General features: G+C 68.7%; 17 protein-coding genes. 16 read left to right on the top strand and 1 reads right to left on the bottom strand.

All coding sequences use genetic code 11. The features are described from left to right. Positions 1 to 65: 65 nt before the first annotated feature. Together BJ970_RS23285 and BJ970_RS23290 are read left to right on the top strand one after the other, a co-directional pair. Complete coding sequence (locus tag BJ970_RS23285; RefSeq protein ID WP_184728210.1) at positions 66 to 491, top strand: nuclear transport factor 2 family protein; 426 nt, start codon at positions 66 to 68, stop codon at positions 489 to 491. A 2-nt stretch (positions 492 to 493) separates the two neighbouring features. Continuing rightward, entirely contained in the window at positions 494 to 637 is a 144-nt protein-coding gene (locus BJ970_RS23290; RefSeq protein ID WP_184728211.1) for a hypothetical protein, read from the top strand. Positions 638 to 691: 54 nt separating this feature from the next. On the opposite strand, the gene BJ970_RS23295 is transcribed toward BJ970_RS23290, so the two are convergent. Next, positions 692 to 1,609, bottom strand: a complete 918-nt coding sequence (locus BJ970_RS23295; protein WP_184728212.1) for a DMT family transporter — start codon at positions 1,607 to 1,609, stop codon at positions 692 to 694. 22 nt (positions 1,610 to 1,631) lie between these two features. On the opposite strand from BJ970_RS23295, the gene pdxR reads away from it, so the two are divergent. The 14 genes from pdxR to BJ970_RS23365 all read left to right on the top strand — a co-directional run bounded on the left by pdxR (position 1,632) and on the right by BJ970_RS23365 (position 16,681). After that, complete coding sequence (gene pdxR, locus BJ970_RS23300; RefSeq protein WP_184728213.1) at positions 1,632 to 3,086, top strand: MocR-like pyridoxine biosynthesis transcription factor PdxR; 1,455 nt, start codon at positions 1,632 to 1,634, stop codon at positions 3,084 to 3,086. A 136-nt stretch (positions 3,087 to 3,222) separates the two neighbouring features. Next, entirely contained in the window at positions 3,223 to 4,512 is a 1,290-nt protein-coding gene (locus BJ970_RS23305) for a nucleotide sugar dehydrogenase (RefSeq protein WP_184728214.1), read from the top strand. After that, entirely contained in the window at positions 4,509 to 5,555 is a 1,047-nt protein-coding gene (gene trpD / locus BJ970_RS23310) for an anthranilate phosphoribosyltransferase (RefSeq protein WP_184728215.1), read from the top strand. The genes BJ970_RS23305 and trpD overlap by 4 nt, the downstream gene beginning before the upstream one ends. Then, positions 5,542 to 6,321, top strand: coding sequence for an indole-3-glycerol phosphate synthase TrpC (locus BJ970_RS23315; protein WP_184728216.1), 780 nt, complete (start codon positions 5,542 to 5,544; stop codon positions 6,319 to 6,321). Before trpD ends, BJ970_RS23315 begins: the two co-directional genes overlap by 14 nt. Next, on the top strand, positions 6,318 to 7,517 hold the full coding sequence (trpB, locus tag BJ970_RS23320) for a tryptophan synthase subunit beta (RefSeq protein ID WP_184728217.1): 1,200 nt from the start codon (positions 6,318 to 6,320) through the stop codon (positions 7,515 to 7,517). The genes BJ970_RS23315 and trpB overlap by 4 nt, the downstream gene beginning before the upstream one ends. Continuing rightward, complete coding sequence (gene trpA, locus BJ970_RS23325) at positions 7,501 to 8,307, top strand: tryptophan synthase subunit alpha (RefSeq protein ID WP_184728218.1); 807 nt, start codon at positions 7,501 to 7,503, stop codon at positions 8,305 to 8,307. Before trpB ends, trpA begins: the two co-directional genes overlap by 17 nt. Continuing rightward, positions 8,304 to 9,266, top strand: a complete 963-nt coding sequence (locus BJ970_RS23330) for a Gfo/Idh/MocA family protein (protein ID WP_184728219.1) — start codon at positions 8,304 to 8,306, stop codon at positions 9,264 to 9,266. Before trpA ends, BJ970_RS23330 begins: the two co-directional genes overlap by 4 nt. After that, the gene (locus tag BJ970_RS23335) at positions 9,260 to 10,390 is read left to right on the top strand and encodes a DegT/DnrJ/EryC1/StrS family aminotransferase (protein WP_184728220.1); all 1,131 of its coding nucleotides are present in this window, start codon (positions 9,260 to 9,262) and stop codon (positions 10,388 to 10,390) included. The genes BJ970_RS23330 and BJ970_RS23335 overlap by 7 nt, the downstream gene beginning before the upstream one ends. Further along, positions 10,387 to 11,508, top strand: coding sequence for a DegT/DnrJ/EryC1/StrS family aminotransferase (locus tag BJ970_RS23340; RefSeq protein ID WP_184728221.1), 1,122 nt, complete (start codon positions 10,387 to 10,389; stop codon positions 11,506 to 11,508). The genes BJ970_RS23335 and BJ970_RS23340 overlap by 4 nt, the downstream gene beginning before the upstream one ends. Next, complete coding sequence (locus BJ970_RS23345) at positions 11,505 to 12,329, top strand: sugar phosphate isomerase/epimerase family protein (protein WP_184728222.1); 825 nt, start codon at positions 11,505 to 11,507, stop codon at positions 12,327 to 12,329. Before BJ970_RS23340 ends, BJ970_RS23345 begins: the two co-directional genes overlap by 4 nt. Beyond that, the gene (locus tag BJ970_RS23350; protein ID WP_184728223.1) at positions 12,326 to 13,609 is read left to right on the top strand and encodes a M20 family metallopeptidase; all 1,284 of its coding nucleotides are present in this window, start codon (positions 12,326 to 12,328) and stop codon (positions 13,607 to 13,609) included. Before BJ970_RS23345 ends, BJ970_RS23350 begins: the two co-directional genes overlap by 4 nt. After that, the gene (locus tag BJ970_RS23355; RefSeq protein WP_184728224.1) at positions 13,606 to 14,712 is read left to right on the top strand and encodes an Ldh family oxidoreductase; all 1,107 of its coding nucleotides are present in this window, start codon (positions 13,606 to 13,608) and stop codon (positions 14,710 to 14,712) included. The genes BJ970_RS23350 and BJ970_RS23355 overlap by 4 nt, the downstream gene beginning before the upstream one ends. Next, positions 14,709 to 16,031 (top strand): Gfo/Idh/MocA family protein, encoded by a 1,323-nt coding sequence (locus BJ970_RS23360; RefSeq protein WP_184728225.1) that lies wholly within the window; start codon positions 14,709 to 14,711, stop codon positions 16,029 to 16,031. Before BJ970_RS23355 ends, BJ970_RS23360 begins: the two co-directional genes overlap by 4 nt. Then, entirely contained in the window at positions 16,028 to 16,681 is a 654-nt protein-coding gene (locus tag BJ970_RS23365) for a B3/B4 domain-containing protein (RefSeq protein WP_184728226.1), read from the top strand. Before BJ970_RS23360 ends, BJ970_RS23365 begins: the two co-directional genes overlap by 4 nt. Positions 16,682 to 16,739 lie beyond the last annotated feature (58 nt).

Raw genomic sequence — 16,739 nt, forward strand, 5'->3', positions numbered from 1 at the left:
AGGGGGCCGCTACTTGCACGGCCACGCAAAACGAGTTCAGAGAATAAGAACCACGAGGAGGAGAAATGTCCACTGAGGATCAGGTGCGTCAGCTCGAACAGCGTTGGGTGGAGGCCGAGGAGCGCGGTGACGCCGACGCCCTGGCCGCGCTGGCCACCGAAGATTTCGTGCTGGTCGGGCCGCTGGGATTCGTGCTGAACAGGCCGCAGTGGGTGGAGCGCTACCGCACGGGAGATCTCGTCACGGAGTCGCTCGACTGGCACGACGCCGAGGTGCGCGACTACGGCGACTGCGCGGTCGTCGTCGGCGTGCACGCGCAGAAGGCGTCGTACCAGGGGAATCGCGTCGACGGCGAGTTCCGCTCCACCCACGTCGCGATCCGCCGCGACGGCCGGTGGCTGCTGGCCGGAATCCAGCTGAGTCCGATCGGAGCGCCGCCGGCGTTCGCCCGGAATCCAGCGGCACCACAGGAAAACCCGGAAGGATGGTAACGATGAGCGTCGAACTCAACCACACCATCATCGGGGCCCGCGACAAGCACAAGTCCGCCCGATTTCTGTGCGGGGTTTCTCGCCGTTACGCTTCGGATCTGGAGCGCGACCCGGTCGACAGCCTGGGGCCCGGCCGAGTTGGCTGAGAACCAGGAACAACCGGTGCACGGGAACAGCCACGACGCCGAGAATTTCCTCGGTCAGTGTTGTGGCATCTGATCAGTAGGCTTGTCGACCTCGGCGACGATGACGTCGGACTTCGTCCGCGAGGTGAGCCCGATGAGCAGGCCGACCAGGACCACTATGGCGCCAGCCACGTGCCCCCAGGTGGGGGTGCCGGTGCCGAGCAGGGCGGTCACTGCGACGGCGCTGATCGGCACGACACTGGGGAACAGGCCTGCCCGCTCCGCTCCGATGGTGCCGACGGCGGTGAACCACAGTACGTAGGCGCAGGCGGTGACGACCGCCCCGAGCCATGCCAGGGCAAGCAACTGCTCGGTGTCCGGCAGCCGGAACTCGCCGGTAATCAGCATGCCGAGCAGACACAGCGGCACGGCCAGGACGCAGGCGTAGGTAGACACCCGCAACGCGCCTAGATCGCTCAGGATCGGGGCAGCCACCAGCGCGAACACGACCTCACCGGCCATGGCGCCGATGGATAGCAGGATGCCTGTGGCGCTTCCCGTTGATCCCAGGCCCTGCGCGGACGCCGCTCCGGCGGCGACCACGATGCCAGCCAGGATCATCCGGTAGCTGGGTGGCCTGCGCGCCATCAGTGGCGTGATCAGCGCGATCACGATCGGGGCGCAGCCGACGATCACCCCCACCAGTGCCGGATCGGTGTCTTGTTCGGCCGCGGCGATGGCCACGTTGAAGCCGACCATACCGATCGCGGCGAGCAGCCCGATCCGCACCCACTGCCGGGGTGTCACGGTGCTGGCCGTCGACGCGGAACGCTGGGTGCGCACCCGCAGCACGACCAGCAGCAGGGCGGCCGCCAAAGTGAACCGGAACGCCTGGCCGGCATACACCGGGAAGTCGCGGAGCATTCCCATGACCGCGACCGAGCTGCCCACCATGATCATCGCCAGGAAGGCGCAGACACTGCCCTTAACCATGCTGGCAACGTATGGTGCGTAAATGGCTCGCAACAAGGACCAATCACCACCCCGGTTTCGTGGGCCAATCGGGCACTGCTCGGCCGAGGAACTGCGTGCCGCCCTGACGTGGCCGCCGCCCGGTACTGGGCGGTTGAGTACCCGGCTGGCGGGCAGCCTGCGCGAGTTGATCCGCGGTGGTGGGTTGCCCTCGGGCACCGGCCTGCCCCCTAGTCGGTCGGTCGCCGCGGCCCTGCGAGTCTCCCGGGGTGTGGTGGTCACCGCGTACGACCAGTTGATCACCGAGGGCTTCCTGGACGCCAGACAGGGGGCGGGGACCTGGGTCGGCACTGCGATCGAGACACCGCCGGGCCCGCCGCCCTCGGCGCCCGCGCCCGTGGCCCGGCCGGGCCTGCCGGATCTGGGGGACTTCCCGCGGAGCCGGTGGCTCGCCGCCTATCGGCACGCGCTGAGCTCCATGGGCTCCGCGGACCTTGGCTACGGCGACCCCCGCGGGCACAGTGGGCTGCGGACCGAACTAGCCGGGCACCTGCGGCGCACCCGGAGTGCTGTCGCCGAGGCCGACGGAATACTGATCATCAACGGGGTGGCCGAAGGGCTGGCCCTGCTGGCGGACGTCCTGCTGGACTCCGGTCGGGCCACCGTGGCGGTGGAGGACCCGGCCAGCCCGGGTGCCCGTGACCTGCTCGCCCGGCGCGGCTTGGAGGTGGTGGGCATCCCGGTGGACGAGGCGGGCATGGACGTGGCCCGGATCAAGTCCCCAGAGCGACTCGGTGCCATTTTCCTCACCCCGGCACACCAGTATCCGACGGGGGTGGTGCTGAGCCCGGAACGCCGCAGGGCCTTGATCGAGCTCGCCCGGCGGCACGATCTGGTGCTGATCGAGGATGACTACGACGGTTCGTTCCGGTTCGACCGGGAGCCGGTGGGGTGCCTTCAGGGACTCGCCTCGGACGTCACCGTTCTGCTCGGCTCGGTGAGCAAGACCCTCGCCCCGGCGCTGCGGCTGGGCTGGCTGATCGGTCCGCGGGCGCTGCAGGAACGCCTCGTCGAACGGCGGGTGATCACCAATCTCGCAGGGCAGACGGTCGACCAATTGGCGCTCGCTCATTTGCTGCGTAGTGGAACGTACGACAAGCATGTCAGGCAGATGCGTCGCACTTACCATGCCCGACGTAGAGAACTGATAGTTGAATTGGCGAACAAAGCGCCAAATGTTGTGGTATGCGGTGACAGCAGTGGTTTGCACCTGCTTGCGGAGGTGCCGTCACCGGCACACGAACGTGTAGTTCTGTCGGTGCTGCGGGCCGACGGATTCGCGGTCCAAGGCCTAGCTGAATGCCGTCTGGGTGGCGTGTCGGGGCGGACAAGTGGCCTGGTCATCGGCTTCGCCTCGCTCAAATCCGCTGCACTGACGCGGCTGGCTGACTTGGTGGGCCAGGTATGTTCCGGAACTGGTCCGGTCGCGGACTTCTAAACTGGTCTGGTGCGAAGGACACCGAGGCGGTAATCCTAGTCGTGTCACCGATAAATGGGGTGGTGACAACAATTAGGTGCTCCGGCGCAAGACGTGGGCTGTCCGGGGCATCATCCGCATGGGGGAATTACCGTTGATGCGCACTAATTCCGTACGTCATGCTCAATCGCAGGCACGAGTTGCCGTGGTCGGCGTCGGCTACACCGGGTTGCCCTTGGCGCTCGGTTTCGCTCGCACCGGTCTGTCAGTGATCTGTCTGGACAATGATCCGGACAAGATCGCTGCCATCACTTCAGCACAGTCCTATTTGCCCGACGTCACCGACGCTGAACTGGCCGCGGCCAGTGATCGGCTCCACGCCACCACCGACCCGGACAAGCTGAGCATGTCCGATTCGGTCGTGATCTGTGTTCCGACGCCGTTGGACGCTCACGGGGCTCCAGATCTTTCCGCGGTGTTCTCGGTGATCGACACCGTCGGGCCCCGGATGAAGCCCCGCTGCCTGATCGTCTTGCAGTCGACCGTCCCGCCGGGAACCACCAGGGCCCTCGCGCAACGACTGGCCGACCGCTCCGGTCTGCTGCCCGGCAAGGACTTCCATCTGGCCCACGCGCCGGAACGGATCGACCCAGCCAACAAGGCCGGGTGGAACTTGGCGAACACACCCAAGCTCGTCGGTGGCCTGACGCCGGCCTGCACCTCCGCGGCCACAGAGTTGTTCGCCCAGGTCATCGAACATGTGGTGCCGGTGTCCACGTTGGAGGTCGCCGAGACGGCGAAGGTCTTCGAGAACACCTTCCGCATGGTCAACATCGCGCTGACCTACGAATTGGCCGATCTCTGCGCAAGCATGTCCATTCCGGTCAACGAGGTGATCGACGCGGCGTCGACCAAGCCGTACAGCTTCCTGGCCCACCGGGCCGGACCGGGAGTTGGCGGCGAGTGCATCGCCGTGGACCCGATGTTCCTCACCTCGGTCGCCGACAAGGCCGGCGTGGACCTACCGATGATCTGCTCGGCCTACCGGCGCATCCGGGCCCGGCCGTTGACCGTGGCGGAACGACTCAATGAACTGCTGCGTGCACGGGGCACCGACTTGGCGGGCAGCCATGTCCTCGTGGTGGGTGTGGCCTACAAGCCGGGTGTCGCCGACACTCGCAACGCGCCCGCAATCGACCTCATCCGGGCGTTGCGGGCTGCGGACGCAAAGGTGTCCTACACCGACCCGATGGTGCCGGAACTGCAAGTGGATAACGAGGTGGTGCCCTACGTCGACTGGAGCCGGGAATCGGTCTCGGCCGCCGACTGCCTGGTGCTGACCACTCCGCACGAGGAAATTATGCGGCGACCGCTGTGGTACGCCGCGCCGATGCTGCTGGACTGCTGGCACATCGTGCAGGCCGGTGACGGGGTCGTGCACCTGTGACCGAGCTGGCCAAACTGACCAGGGAGGTGGCGGCCGGCAGGGCGGGAGACCCGGTCACAGCCGCCACCCTGCTCCTCGACCCGGAGGCCGAACAGGTCGATGTGGCGGCGTACCTGACCGCCAAGGCACAGGCCGGGGCGACCGCCGAGGATGTCGAAGCGCTCGCCAGGGCTGTGCTCTCGGCTGCCGTCCGTGTGCCGTACGACGGCCGGGCCTGCGACCTCGTCGGCACCGGAGGTGACGGATCCGCGTCGGTCAACATCTCCACGCTGGCGGCACTTCTGGCCGTGGCCTCTGGCGCGACGGTTGCCAAGGCGGGCAACCGCGCGGCCACCAGCCGGTGCGGCAGTGCCGACCTGCTGGAGGCCCTCGGGGTGCCGGTGGATCCCGGGCCGCAGGGCATCGCCCACGCGCTGCGAGACCCCGGGTTCGCCTTCGTGCTGACCTCCGCAGTGAATCCTGCGGTGACCAGGCTCGCCGCGCTGCGCAGGCGGCTCGGGTTCCCGACTCTGTTCAACCTGTCCGGCCCGCTGACCAACCCGGTGGCCACCGGTGCCCGGATCATCGGCGTGGCCAAGGAACGTGACCAGGAGGTCATGGCCGAGGCTGCGGCCAGGCTCGGGATGTGCCCGGCCTGGCTGGTCCGGGCCCACAACGGGATGGACGAGCTGAGCACCTTGGTCCCGACGAAGGTCATCGTGGTGGCTGAGGACGCCACCGAGACCTTCACGCTGGACCCGGCGGACCTGGGGGTGCGCCGCGCCCTGCCGGAGGAACTGGCGGGTGGCGGACCCGAGGACAACGCGGCGATCGCTCGCGCGGTCCTGCGCGGGACGGCCGCGCCGGGACTGGTGGAAACCTGCGCACTGAACGCGGCGGCCCTGCTGGCCGCCGAGTTGAACACCGTGGACCGGGTGGGGGAGATCGCCCGGCAACTCGACCGCGTCCGCGAAGCCGTCATCGGCGGTGCGGCAGCGCGGCTGCTGGCCGACCTGACCACGGCCCTCACGAATCGGAAGGTCAAGGCTGATGTACCTGGATGAGATCCTCGTTCACAAACGGGCGGTGTGGCACAACGACACCGCGCTGACGGCCGGGGTGCCGCAGCGGCGACCCGTGCCGGTGCGCCCGGGCGCGCTGCGCGAGGCCCTGCGCAAAGACACCGTCACGGTGATCGCCGAGGTCAAGCCCAAGTCTCCGTCCAAGGGAGCGCTGTGGAGTGCGGAGCGGGGCCTGGCGTTGGCGCGTGACTACGCCGCGTTCGGTGCCGGGGCGATCTCTGTGCTGGCCGACGACCGGTTCTTCGGTGGATCACCGGCGCTGGTATCGCAGATCGCAACCGACGAACAGGTCACGGTTCCGGTGATGTACAAGGACTTCCTGGTCGATCCACGGCAGGCCGAACTGGCCGCGCGCAGTGGCGCCGACGCCGTGCTGATCATCGTTAGGGCGCTGGATGACGCCGGGTTCCGCGAGCTGTTCCAGACGGCAACCGAGCTTGGGCTGGACGTGCTTGTGGAGACCTTCACCGAGGAGGAGATCGGCCGGGCATTGGAGGTCGGTGCCCGGATCGTCGGCATCAACAACCGCGACCTACGTACCTTCCAGGTCGACCTGGAGAACTCGGTGCGGCTGCGGCGCTTGCTGCCCGAGGAGGTCGTGACGGTCAGCGAGAGTGGCATCGGGTCCGCCGACGACGTGAAGCTGCTGGCGGAGGCCGGTTTCGACGCGATCCTGGTCGGTGAGACGCTGCTGGCCAGCGCCGACCTGGCACAGACCCTCGGTGAGTTGGCGGGGGTGCGCCGATGACCGGCATGTTCGGTGAGTACGGGGGCCAGTTCGTCCCGGAGACCCTGGTCGGCCCGCTGGACCAGGTCGAGGCCGAATACCAGGCGGCGAAACAGGATCCTGCGTATCAGGCGGAGATCGACGATCTGCTGCGCGGGTTCGTCGGACGGTCCACGCCGATCACGCGGCTGCGCCGCCTGCACCGCGAGCGCGAGGCCACGGTGTGGCTTAAGCGGGAGGACCTGATCCACACCGGCGCTCACAAGATCAACAATGTCATCGGGCAGGCCTTGCTGGCCCAGCGGATGGGCAAGCGCCGGATCATCGCGGAGACCGGAGCCGGGCAACACGGGGTGGCCGTGGCCGCCGTCTGTGCGCACCTGGGCCTGGACTGCACGATCTTCCAGGGCAGTGTGGACGCCAAACGTCAGGAACCGAATCTGCAGCGCATGCGGCTGCTGGGGGCCAATGTCGTGCTGGTCGACGCGGGTAGCGCCACCCTCAAAGACGCTGTCAGCGAAGCGATCCGGGACTGGCTGGCCCATCCCGCCGACACTCACTACCTACTCGGCTCGGTCATCGGCCCGCACCCGTATCCGACGATCGTGCGGGACTTCCAGTCTGTGATCGGCCGCGAAGCCAGGGCCCAGATTCTGGCGGAGATCGGGCGGCTGCCCGACGCGGTGGTGGCCTGCGTGGGCGGTGGCAGCAACTCGCTCGGCATCTTCAGCGCGTTCCTCGACGATCCTGTGCCACTGTACGGAGTCCAGGCCGCCGGCGAAGGCACGACCTGGCTGGGCAGGCATGCAGCGCCACTGCTGTACGGGGAGCCCGGCGTGCTGCATGGCACTCGCACCGACCTGATCCAGGACGAGGACGGCCAGATCCAGCCCACCCACAGCATCGCGCCAGGCCTGGACTACGCGGGAGCGGGACCCGAACACTGCCACCTGCGTGACCTCGGCCGGGTGTCCTACCTCGTCGTCACCGACGCGCAGGCCCTCGACGCCTTCGCGGCACTGAGCGCGACTGAGGGCATCATCCCCGCGCTGGAATCGGCTCACGCGATCGCCGCGCTGCCCACGATCCTGGCAGATCTGCCCGCCGACGCGCAGGTGCTGGTGAACCTGTCCGGCCGTGGAGACAAGGATCTGAGCAGCGCGTTCGAGGCCCTGGCGGCCAGGAAAGACGGAGAGCCCCATGTCCAGGATCGCTGAAGCGTTCGCCACCGCCCGCAGCCGGGGCGAACTCGCGCTGGTGCCGTACCTGACCTCGGGTTACCCGAACACGACAGAGACGGTCGACCTGGTCCGGGCGGCGGTGGACGGCGGTGCCGATGTCATCGAGTTCGGCGTGCCCTTCTCCGACCCGATGGGCGATGGCCGGGTCATCCAGGAGGCGAGCCAGGTCGCACTGGCCGGGGGTATGACCCTGACGGGCACCCTGGAGCAGGTCTCGGCAACCAGGGCGGCGGGGGTGACCACTCCGATCGCGCTGATGGGGTATCTCAACCCGTTCCTGCGTTATGGGGTGAAACAGCTGTTCGCCGACGCCGCCGAGGCGGGAGTGGACGGCTTCATCGTGCCGGACCTGCCGCCCGACGCCGCCGGGTTTACCGAGAAGTGGATCGAGCAGGCGACCGCCTCAGGCGTCGACCTGGTGTTTTTCGCGGCCCCGGGCAGCAGCCCACAGCGGCTTGCCGCAGCCGGGGCGGCGACCGGCGGATTCCTGTACTGCCTGGCCACCGACGGGGTGACCGGGGCACGCGAGGACCTCGACGAGCGGCTACCCGCCTATCTCGCGAGGGTGCGCGCGGCCACCGACGCCGCGTTGGCCGTGGGCTTCGGTATCTCCCACCCACGGCATGTGGCGGCGCTGCGGGGACTCACCGACGGCGTCATCGTCGGCAGTGCGCTATTGCGGGAGATCGCGGCCACTGGGAACGCCGAAGGGCGGCGCGCGGCGGTGACCCGGCTGGTCGGTGAGCTGAAGGCAGCGGGCCTATGAGTGTGTTGCGACCGGTCCTGATCGGATACGGGCACGCGGGCCGGGACCTGCACCACCGCAGTCTGCGCACCCTCGGCCTGGCTGAGAACGTGCTGGTGGTCGACCCCCTGCGCCCGGACCGGCTGGCGCCCGGCACGCGCTGGCTGCCGGACCTGCCCAGTGCCCTGGCGGAGCTGTCGGATGCAAGCGCGGGGATCTTCCACGTGCTGACCCCGGTCGACCAGCACCTGCCGGTCACCAGGGCGCTGCTCACGGCCGGGGCCAGCCGGGTGATCTTGGAGAAACCCATCACCGCAACCTTCGACGAGGCGGTGGAGCTCGCCCAGCTGACCAGCAGAGCCGATGTCGCGCCTGTCAGCGTGTGGCCGGCCAGCCGCATCACCGAGCGGGTGCGGGAGCTGCTCGCCGCAGGCCGGATCGGCGAGCTGACCGAGCTGCACTTCGAGCAGAGCAAGCCAAGGTTCCGGCGCAGTATGCGCCACTGCGGCCACCGCAGCGCGTTCGAGGTCGAGCTGCCGCACCAGGTGTTACTCGCGCTGCACCTCGCGGGCGCGGTGGAGGAGCTGGTGGAGGCCCGAGCCTGGGACAGTCCACTGTGCAGCCCGCTGGGCGGGGCGGTGATGGTGCTGCGCCACGCCAGCGGGGCGACCAGCACCCTGGTCAGCGACCTGACCTCGCCCGTGCGGATCCGCAGACTGCGGCTGACCGGCACGGCCGGGGAGATCGTCGCCGACTATCCGGTGGGTTCCGAGGATGACTTCGGGCAGGTCCGCGTGGTGGGGGAGGACCGCGAAGTGCTTGTGGACGCCCCGCTGACCCAGTTCATCGAGCGTGTTTACGCGCACGCCGCCGGGGTGGGGCCACCGCCACTGGCCCCGCTATCCGATCACGTCAGCGTAATCGCCCTGCTGGAACGGGCAGCGGCCATGTCGAGCTCAAGGAGAACCGTGGCGTGTTGATACCGATCCCTTTCTATTCCTGCGCCGATTCGGTGCGCCGCAATTGGGAATCGCTTGAGCGGCGAGTGCGGGCGGTGGCCGACAGCGGGCGGTTCACCTCCGGTCCGATGGTCGCGGAGCTGGAGACGGCCATCGCCGCCTACACCGGTGCCAAGCATGCCGTGGCCTGCAACAACGGCACCGACGCGCTGATACTCATGCTGAAGGCGGCCGGCATAGGCCCCGGCGACGAGGTGATCGTGCCCGCCTACACCTTCTTTGCCACCGTGTCCTCGGTGCTGCGGGTCGGCGCCGAGCCGGTGATCGTGGACGTGCTGCCCGGGTCCTACGCGATGGATCCGGAACGGGCGGCTGCCGCGATCGGCCCGCGTACCAAGGCGATCATGCCCGCGCACATGTTCAGCCAGACCGCCGACCTGGTCGCGTTGACTGAACTGGCCGCCCAGCACGGCCTTCGGCTACTGGAGGACAGCGCGGAAGCGATCGGGATGTGGGTCAACGGCAGGCACGCGGGCCTGTGGGGCCGGGCAGGCGTGCTGTCCTTCTTCCCGACGAAGACCCTTGGCGGCATCGGGGATGCCGGCATGCTGATCACCGATGATGCCGAGCTGGCCGCCGAGGTACGCCGGAGGCGGTGCCACGGCCAGGCCACCGACGGGGCGTATGTCTACGAGGTGCTGGGCTGGAACAGCCGGTGCGACGAGTTGCAGGCCGCGGTGTTGCTCAGCCGCCTGGAAACTCTGGACGCGGAGATCGAACGCCGGGCCGCGCTCGCTGCCCGCTACACCGAGCGGCTGGCGGCAGTGGTGGACACTCCGTGGCTGGCTCCGGCGAAGTCGCCCAGCAACCAGGTCTGGTACGTGTACCTGATCGAGTCTGACCGGCGTGACGCGTTGGTCGAGCACCTCGACGCGCATGGGGTCGGCACCGAGGTGTACTACCCGCGGTCGCTGTCCGAGCAGCCCGCGTTGCGGGATTTGCCGGGAGCGAGCCTGCCCACACCTGTCGCGACCGTCGCCAGCAGGCGTGCGGTGGGTCTGCCGTTGTATCCGGACCTCACCGACGCTCAGGTCGACCGTGTCTGCGCGCTGATCACCGATTTTCACCAGGGGGGCACGCGATGAGTGCGGTGTCGTTTCACGGCTGGCCGCAGCGCTACGCCGCAGAGGCTGACCTCGTCGTCGATCTCGTGCGGGAGGTCGGCGAGTCCGGCGAGTTCATCCTGAAGTCCAAGGTCGCCGCGCTGGAGCAGGAGATCGCCGCCGCACTGGGGGCGCGGCACGCAGTGGCCTGTGCTAGCGGGACGGGTGCGCTGACGTTGATCCTGGCCGCACTGGGGATCGGCAACGGCGATGAGGTGGTGACGCCCGCGTTCTCCTTCATCTCCTCGGCGAGCACCATCGCCCTGGCCGGTGCCCGGCCGGCGTTCGCCGATGTGGACGAACGCACTTTCACCCTGGACCCGGCTGCCGCGCGCGCGGCGATCAGCCCGTCCACGGCCGCGCTGCTGCCCGCGCACCTGTTCTCCTGCATGGCCGACATGCCCACGCTGCGGGAGATCGCGGACGGCCGGGGGTTGCGGCTCATTGAGGACAGCGCGGTCAGTTTCGGTGCCGTCGTCGGCGGTGTTCCGGCTGGGAAACACGGCGACGCCGGGGTGTTCTCCTTCTTCCCCGGCAAGCCACTCGGCGGGATCGGGGACGCGGGCATGGTCGTCACCGACGACGATGACCTGGCACTGAGGGCGCGGGTGCTGCGCAACCACGGTCAGCGACCCGGCCAGCGATTCCTGCACGAGCTGGTCGGCTTCAACTGCAGGATGGATGAGCTCAGTGCCGGGTACCTGCTGCACGTTCTTCCTCGGCATCAGCAGGTGCTGGAAGCCCGGCGGGAACGGGCGGGCTGGTATACCGAACGGCTCAACTCGCTGGCCCCGGATCTGGTGCTGCCGCCGCAGGACTACACCGGACGGGCTGTCTACACGTTCGTGGTCCGTGCCCGGTCGCGTACCGCGTTGCGGGAGCACCTTGCTGAGCGGGGCATCGAGACGATGATCTACTACCCGATGCCGCTGCACCTACAGCCGGTATTCGGGGGCCTGGGGCACCGGCAGGGCGAGTTCCCGGTGGCCGAACGGCTGGCGCAGGAGGTTCTCGCGCTGCCGTTGCGGCCGGACCTGGGCCGCGACGACATCGATCGGGTCTGCGACGCGATCCAGGCGTTTTACGGCGGTGGCGCGTGATCGAACGTCTCTGTGGCATCGGGGACGAGGCGGCGCCGGGCCTGCTGCGGCAAATCGCGGTGCACCGTGAGCTCGGGCTGACCGGCCTGGAACTGCGCACCATCGACGGAGTGGGGATCCACGAACTGAGCGACGCCCAGGCGGATGCCGCCGCGGAGGCGGTGGAGGCGGCCGGTCTTACGGTGCCCGTGGTGGCCACTCCGCTGGGCAGCTGGGCGGTCACCGTCGGCGTGTCCGACGAGTCCGAGGCCGACGTACTACGCCGGGCAGCCCGCAACGCCGCCCGATTCGACTGCCGCAGGCTGCGGATCATGTCCTACCCGAACGACGGTCGCGGTGCGGCGCAGTGGCGGGCGGAGGCCATCCGCAAGGTGCGTCTGCTCGCCGAGTTGGCCGCCGAGCTGAATGTGACGCTGCTGCACGAGAACTGCAACGGGTGGGCGGGGAGCAGCGCGGCACGCTCCCTAGAACTTTTGTCCGAAGTGGACGGTCTGCGGCTGTTGTTCGACATCGGCAACGGGATCGCCTACGGCTACCCCTCGCTGCCCTTCCTACGAGACGTGCTGCCCTACGTCGACCACGTGCACGTCAAGGACGGCCACACCGAGCAGGGCAGGGCGGTGTTCGGCTGGCCTGGCCAGGGCCAGGCGCAACTGACCGACTGCCTGCGGGTGCTGCGCGAGTCCGGCTATCAGGGCTGGTACAGCGTGGAACCGCACATCGCGAAGATCCCGCACCTGGGTGTCACCGGGGATCCGGAGCTGATGACGGCGGGGTACATCGACTACGTCCGCCGCCTGGAAAAGGTGGCGACGGCATGAATGGCAAGGATCTGGACTGGTTGCTCGAGTTGATGGCGATCCCGACGGTTAGCCCGTTGGAAGGCGGTGACCTCAGCGGGTTCGTCACCGCGCAGCAGTCGTTCATCGAGGGGGCGCTGGCCCGGGGATGGCAGGTCCGGCGCCACGATCACCCACCGCTGGCCGATGTGCTGCGCGCGGATCTGCCGCAGCAGGTACGCGCGGTGGCCACGGCGGAGTTGCTGGCCGCGCAGCCGTCGGTGGTGGTGGGGTTCGGCGGTCCGCAACCGGTGGCGCGGCGGATCGTCCTCAACTTCCATATGGACACCGTGGGCCCGCATGTGCCACCTCGCCTGGACGGGGAGGTGCTTCGGGGGCGCGGCGCCGTCGATGACAAGGGCCCCGGGGTGGCCGCGCTGGCCGGGATCACCGCCGCCTTCGACCGGGCGCCGTGGCTGGCCGAGCACATCGAGGTGCAGGTGGCCAGCGTGCCCGGCGAGGAAGGCGGCGCGATGGGGGTCTACGGTACCCGCTGGCTCGTCGAATCCGGGTGTGTGGGCCGGCTGATGCTATTCGCCGAACCCACCGGCGGCCGGGTCTTCGACGCCTGTAGCGCCGCGATGACCCCCATGCTGTCGGTGCACGGTGAGGACAGCACCGATGACCATCCTGCGCGCGGGCACAACGCCACCGTCGCCCTGGGGTTCCTGGCCTGCCGGCTGGCCGAGGAGTTGGGGCCGCTCGCGGAGAAGCTCGGCGCGAAGGTCTGTGTGGCCGGGGTACACAGCGGCACCGAACACAACCGGGTCTATGGCAGCGGCGAGTTGCGGCTGAACATCGCCTACTACGACGAGCAGTCGGCCACCGCGCTGGCCGCCGAGGTGCAGCGAGTAGCCGACAACGCCGGGGAAGAGTTCGCCGCTCGCTTCCGGGACAACCCGGTGACATGCAGGCTGCTCGCCGACTGGTCGACGACTGTGCGGCTGACCTGGCTCAAGCGCGGTCTGCCCGCCCTGGCCAACCGGGACCCGGAGATGGAGGCATTGCTGGGCACGGCCGGCTTCCCGCGCCACGACGCCATCGCCGACGGGTCGGCCTTCACCTGCGACGCCATCTGGGCGCCGGCCCCGGGGCGCTACGTCGCGGCCTGCGGTCCTGGTGACCTGGACGCCAACGGGGCGCACACCCCCGACGAACACGTTGCACTCGGCGAACTCAGTCGGTATGCGGATCACTGCCGTGATCTGGTGCTGGCTTTCGGCGCGCACGTACGTAACACCGAACTGGAGGGAACCACATGACCGTCCACATCAAGGCAGCGAGCCTGCGCGGGTTCGTGGTGGAGGTGTTCCGGGCCTGCGGCTTGGACCCGGAATCGGCGCGGACCGCAGCGGACGTGGTCTGTTATGCCGACGAGCACGGCTTCACCACGCACGGAACCAACGCGCTGGCCAACATCTACGCACCCCGGCTGCGCGACGGCCGGATCGCCGCGGCCGCCCGGCCCGAGGTGGTCAGTGACACCGGCGCGGTCGCCGTGGTCGACGGCAATGGGGGACTGGGGCTGCTCGCCATGACCGCGGCCACCGACCTCGCCGGGCGCAAGGCCAGGACCCAGGGCATCGGCATGGTCGCTGTGCGCGGCAGCAACCACTTCGGCAGCGCGGGGTTCTACGCGCAGCGGCTCACCGAGCAGGGCCTGATCGGTATGGCCCTGACCAACTGCGGCCCGCAGGGGGTGGCCCCGCCGCTGGGGGGCGCGCTGCGGATGCTGGGCACTAACCCGCTGTCGGCCGCCGTTCCCTCCGGTGAGCACCCGCCGTTCGTGCTGGACATGAGCACCACGGTGGTGGCCACGGGCAAGATCCAGGCCGCCCAGCTGCGCGGGGAAGACGTGCCGCCCGGCTGGCTCTACAGCCGGAACGGGGCGGTGGTCACCAACCCGGCCCGCTACTACGAAGGCACCGCCGACGTGGCCTGGCTGGGCGGTCCGCTGGCCACCGGCGGGGCCAAGGGATTCGGGCTGGGGCTGCTGGTGGACATCCTGTGCGGCCCGCTGGCCGGTGCCGCCTTCGGGCCGAACCGTCAGGTTTTGGGGGGCGGAATGCCGCAGGCCGACAGCAATGTCGGGCATGTGGCCATCGCCATCGACCCGGCCGCGTTCGGCACCGCATCCGCCTTCACCTCCGGGATGGACGAACTGCTGAGCACCGTCCGCGCCTGCCCGCCAGCGGTGGACGGCCGGCCGGTCACCTACCCCGGTGCCCCGGAAGCCGCGCGGGCGGCCCGGTCGCTGGCCGAGGGCGTCGAACTGCCGGACGCCGTGGCCACCAGGCTGCGGGCCCTCGCCGCAGAGCTGTCCGTCGCCGAGCCGGCCGGGCTCGTCTCGGTGGCGGCGGCATGAAACTCGCCGTTATCGGACTCGGCGCCATCGCGCCGTATTTCGTATCCGCCATCGACCGGGACCCGACCCTGACCCTGGCGGCCGTCTGCGACCTGGATGACATGAAACTCATGTCGTGGCGCCAAAATGGGGTGGCGACCTTCACCGACTACCGCGAGCTGCTCGACTCCGGGCTCATCGACGGAGTCGTGATCACACTGCCGAACGACCTGCACGCCGAGGTCGCCTGCGCGGCACTGGCCAAGGGCGTGGCCGTGTGCTGCGAGAAACCGATGGCCGTCACCGTCGAAGAGGCGGCCAGGATGGTGGACGTCGCAAACCGGTCAGAGACAGTGCTTTTCACCGCCTTCCACCGGCGCTACAACCGGCATCTGCTCGACTTGGCCGCGAGGTTGCCCGCCGACCACAGCCGGATCGCCCATGTCGTACATCGATACCAGGAGAACATCGAGGAACACACCGGCGGCGACGCCTGGTACCTCGACCTCGCCCGCTGTGGTGGGGGATGTGTGATCGACAACGGGCCCAACGCCTTGGACGCCGTCCGGTACTTGTTGGGCGACCTGCGGTTGGTGGACGCCACCATCGGGGACGTGCGATCCGGCAACGAGTTCTACGCCGAACTGGATCTGCGTAGCGCCAGCGGGGTCGCGGTCCGGGTGGAACTGGACTGGGCGCTGCCAACCGGTGAGGTCAAAGACATCGAGGTGCACCTGCACGACGGCACCGTGCTCGGCGCGGACCTGCTCGCCGGGTACACAGAGTTCAAATCCTCGCTGGAACACGAGTACAGCGGCATCCTGACCGCGTTCCGAGAGGCCGTCGCCGAGGGCCGGACCTACCGGGACCCAGGGCCGGACGTGGTAGCCCTGGTCGCCCACGCCTACAAGGTAGCCAGGACAAAAGAGACCCGGCAGCGGATGGTCGCCAAGAAGGACTGCTCCGCGGCAATGGTCAAGTTGCTCTTCCACACCCGGGACGACCGGGGCATGAAGCTGTCGCCCTGGGGTTCCCGCTGCGTGTCCGCTGGGGAGATCCACGAGCTAGTCACCACCACGGATCGGCCGGTCCGGGAGGGCGAGCGGGTGGACAACGTCGGATTCTTGGGGTTCGCCGAGTTCCTCCAGGCGACGGTGCTGGAACGCGGGGACGAAGTGTGGTTGGGAGGTGATCAACGACTCGGTAAGATCATCGGTTTTGACGAATGCCATTTCCCCAATCACTACAACGTTCTCATCGAGGTGCCGGCACTGGTCACCGCCGCCGACCTAGACCTGCGGCCAGGTGACGCAATCCATGTCCAAAGGGGTAGCCAATGATCGAACCCATCCACGTCGCGCCCGAGGTGGCGGCACGCTTCCCGGATGTCCGGGTGCTGTGCGCCGCCACCACCGCCAGCCCGCCCGAGGAGATCCAGGCGGCGGCCGACCAGCTCTGGGCCACCGAACACGAACGCTGGTCCGGCGTCAGTCGCGGTGAAATCCGCAGGCATCCGAACGTGTCGGCCTACCGTCAGTTCAGCACCCGGCTCGGCATCGACCCGGATCGCCAGGCGCCCTCCATCCAGGCGTTGATCGACCGGGGCCTGCGGAACAAGCCGCTCGGCGGCTGGCTGCGGATCAATCCCATTGTGGACCTACTCAACGCCACCGCGGTGGCCACCATGATCGCCCTGGGGGTCTTCGACGCCGATCAGGTACACGGACCGGTGCGGCTGCGCCTCACCGGCGAGCGAGAGCCGTTCCATGCCCTGGGTGCGGAGCAGGCCGAAAACCTCGAGCCGGGAAGGCTGGTGCTGGCCGATGACGAGCGGGTGTTGTCGCTGTTCAGCTACCGGGACGGGGTGCAACAGGCGGTCGGGAAGGAGACCACCAACGTACTTGTGCTCGGCTGCCTTGTGACGGGCATCGAGGAAGGTGAGGTGACGCAGGCGGTCGAACGTGCGGTTCGGGGCATCCACGGAAGTTAGTCCCCGCAGCCGCACAGAGTTCAATCCGCTCGCGAAAGCTTCATCCACCTGGGGAGCG

It is taken from the genome of Saccharopolyspora phatthalungensis, assembly GCF_014203395.1.
GTDB lineage: Bacteria > Actinomycetota > Actinomycetes > Mycobacteriales > Pseudonocardiaceae > Saccharopolyspora > Saccharopolyspora phatthalungensis.

What these genes read in the sequence shown, in the direction of transcription:
- trpA (WP_184728218.1), top strand. Translation starts at nt 7,501, where the DNA reads ATGTCCAGGATCGCTGAAGCGTTCGCCACCGCCCGCAGCCGGGGCGAA.
- BJ970_RS23285 (WP_184728210.1), top strand. Translation starts at nt 66, where the DNA reads ATGTCCACTGAGGATCAGGTGCGTCAGCTCGAACAGCGTTGGGTGGAG.
- BJ970_RS23360 (WP_184728225.1), top strand. Translation starts at nt 14,709, where the DNA reads ATGAAACTCGCCGTTATCGGACTCGGCGCCATCGCGCCGTATTTCGTA.
- BJ970_RS23355 (WP_184728224.1), top strand. Translation starts at nt 13,606, where the DNA reads ATGACCGTCCACATCAAGGCAGCGAGCCTGCGCGGGTTCGTGGTGGAG.
- BJ970_RS23340 (WP_184728221.1), top strand. Translation starts at nt 10,387, where the DNA reads ATGAGTGCGGTGTCGTTTCACGGCTGGCCGCAGCGCTACGCCGCAGAG.
- BJ970_RS23330 (WP_184728219.1), top strand. Translation starts at nt 8,304, where the DNA reads ATGAGTGTGTTGCGACCGGTCCTGATCGGATACGGGCACGCGGGCCGG.
- BJ970_RS23295 (WP_184728212.1), bottom strand. Translation starts at nt 1,609, where the DNA reads ATGGTTAAGGGCAGTGTCTGCGCCTTCCTGGCGATGATCATGGTGGGC.
- BJ970_RS23305 (WP_184728214.1), top strand. Translation starts at nt 3,223, where the DNA reads ATGCGCACTAATTCCGTACGTCATGCTCAATCGCAGGCACGAGTTGCC.
- BJ970_RS23315 (WP_184728216.1), top strand. Translation starts at nt 5,542, where the DNA reads ATGTACCTGGATGAGATCCTCGTTCACAAACGGGCGGTGTGGCACAAC.
- BJ970_RS23365 (WP_184728226.1), top strand. Translation starts at nt 16,028, where the DNA reads ATGATCGAACCCATCCACGTCGCGCCCGAGGTGGCGGCACGCTTCCCG.
- pdxR (WP_184728213.1), top strand. Translation starts at nt 1,632, where the DNA reads ATGGCTCGCAACAAGGACCAATCACCACCCCGGTTTCGTGGGCCAATC.
- BJ970_RS23290 (WP_184728211.1), top strand. Translation starts at nt 494, where the DNA reads ATGAGCGTCGAACTCAACCACACCATCATCGGGGCCCGCGACAAGCAC.
- BJ970_RS23350 (WP_184728223.1), top strand. Translation starts at nt 12,326, where the DNA reads ATGAATGGCAAGGATCTGGACTGGTTGCTCGAGTTGATGGCGATCCCG.
- trpB (WP_184728217.1), top strand. Translation starts at nt 6,318, where the DNA reads ATGACCGGCATGTTCGGTGAGTACGGGGGCCAGTTCGTCCCGGAGACC.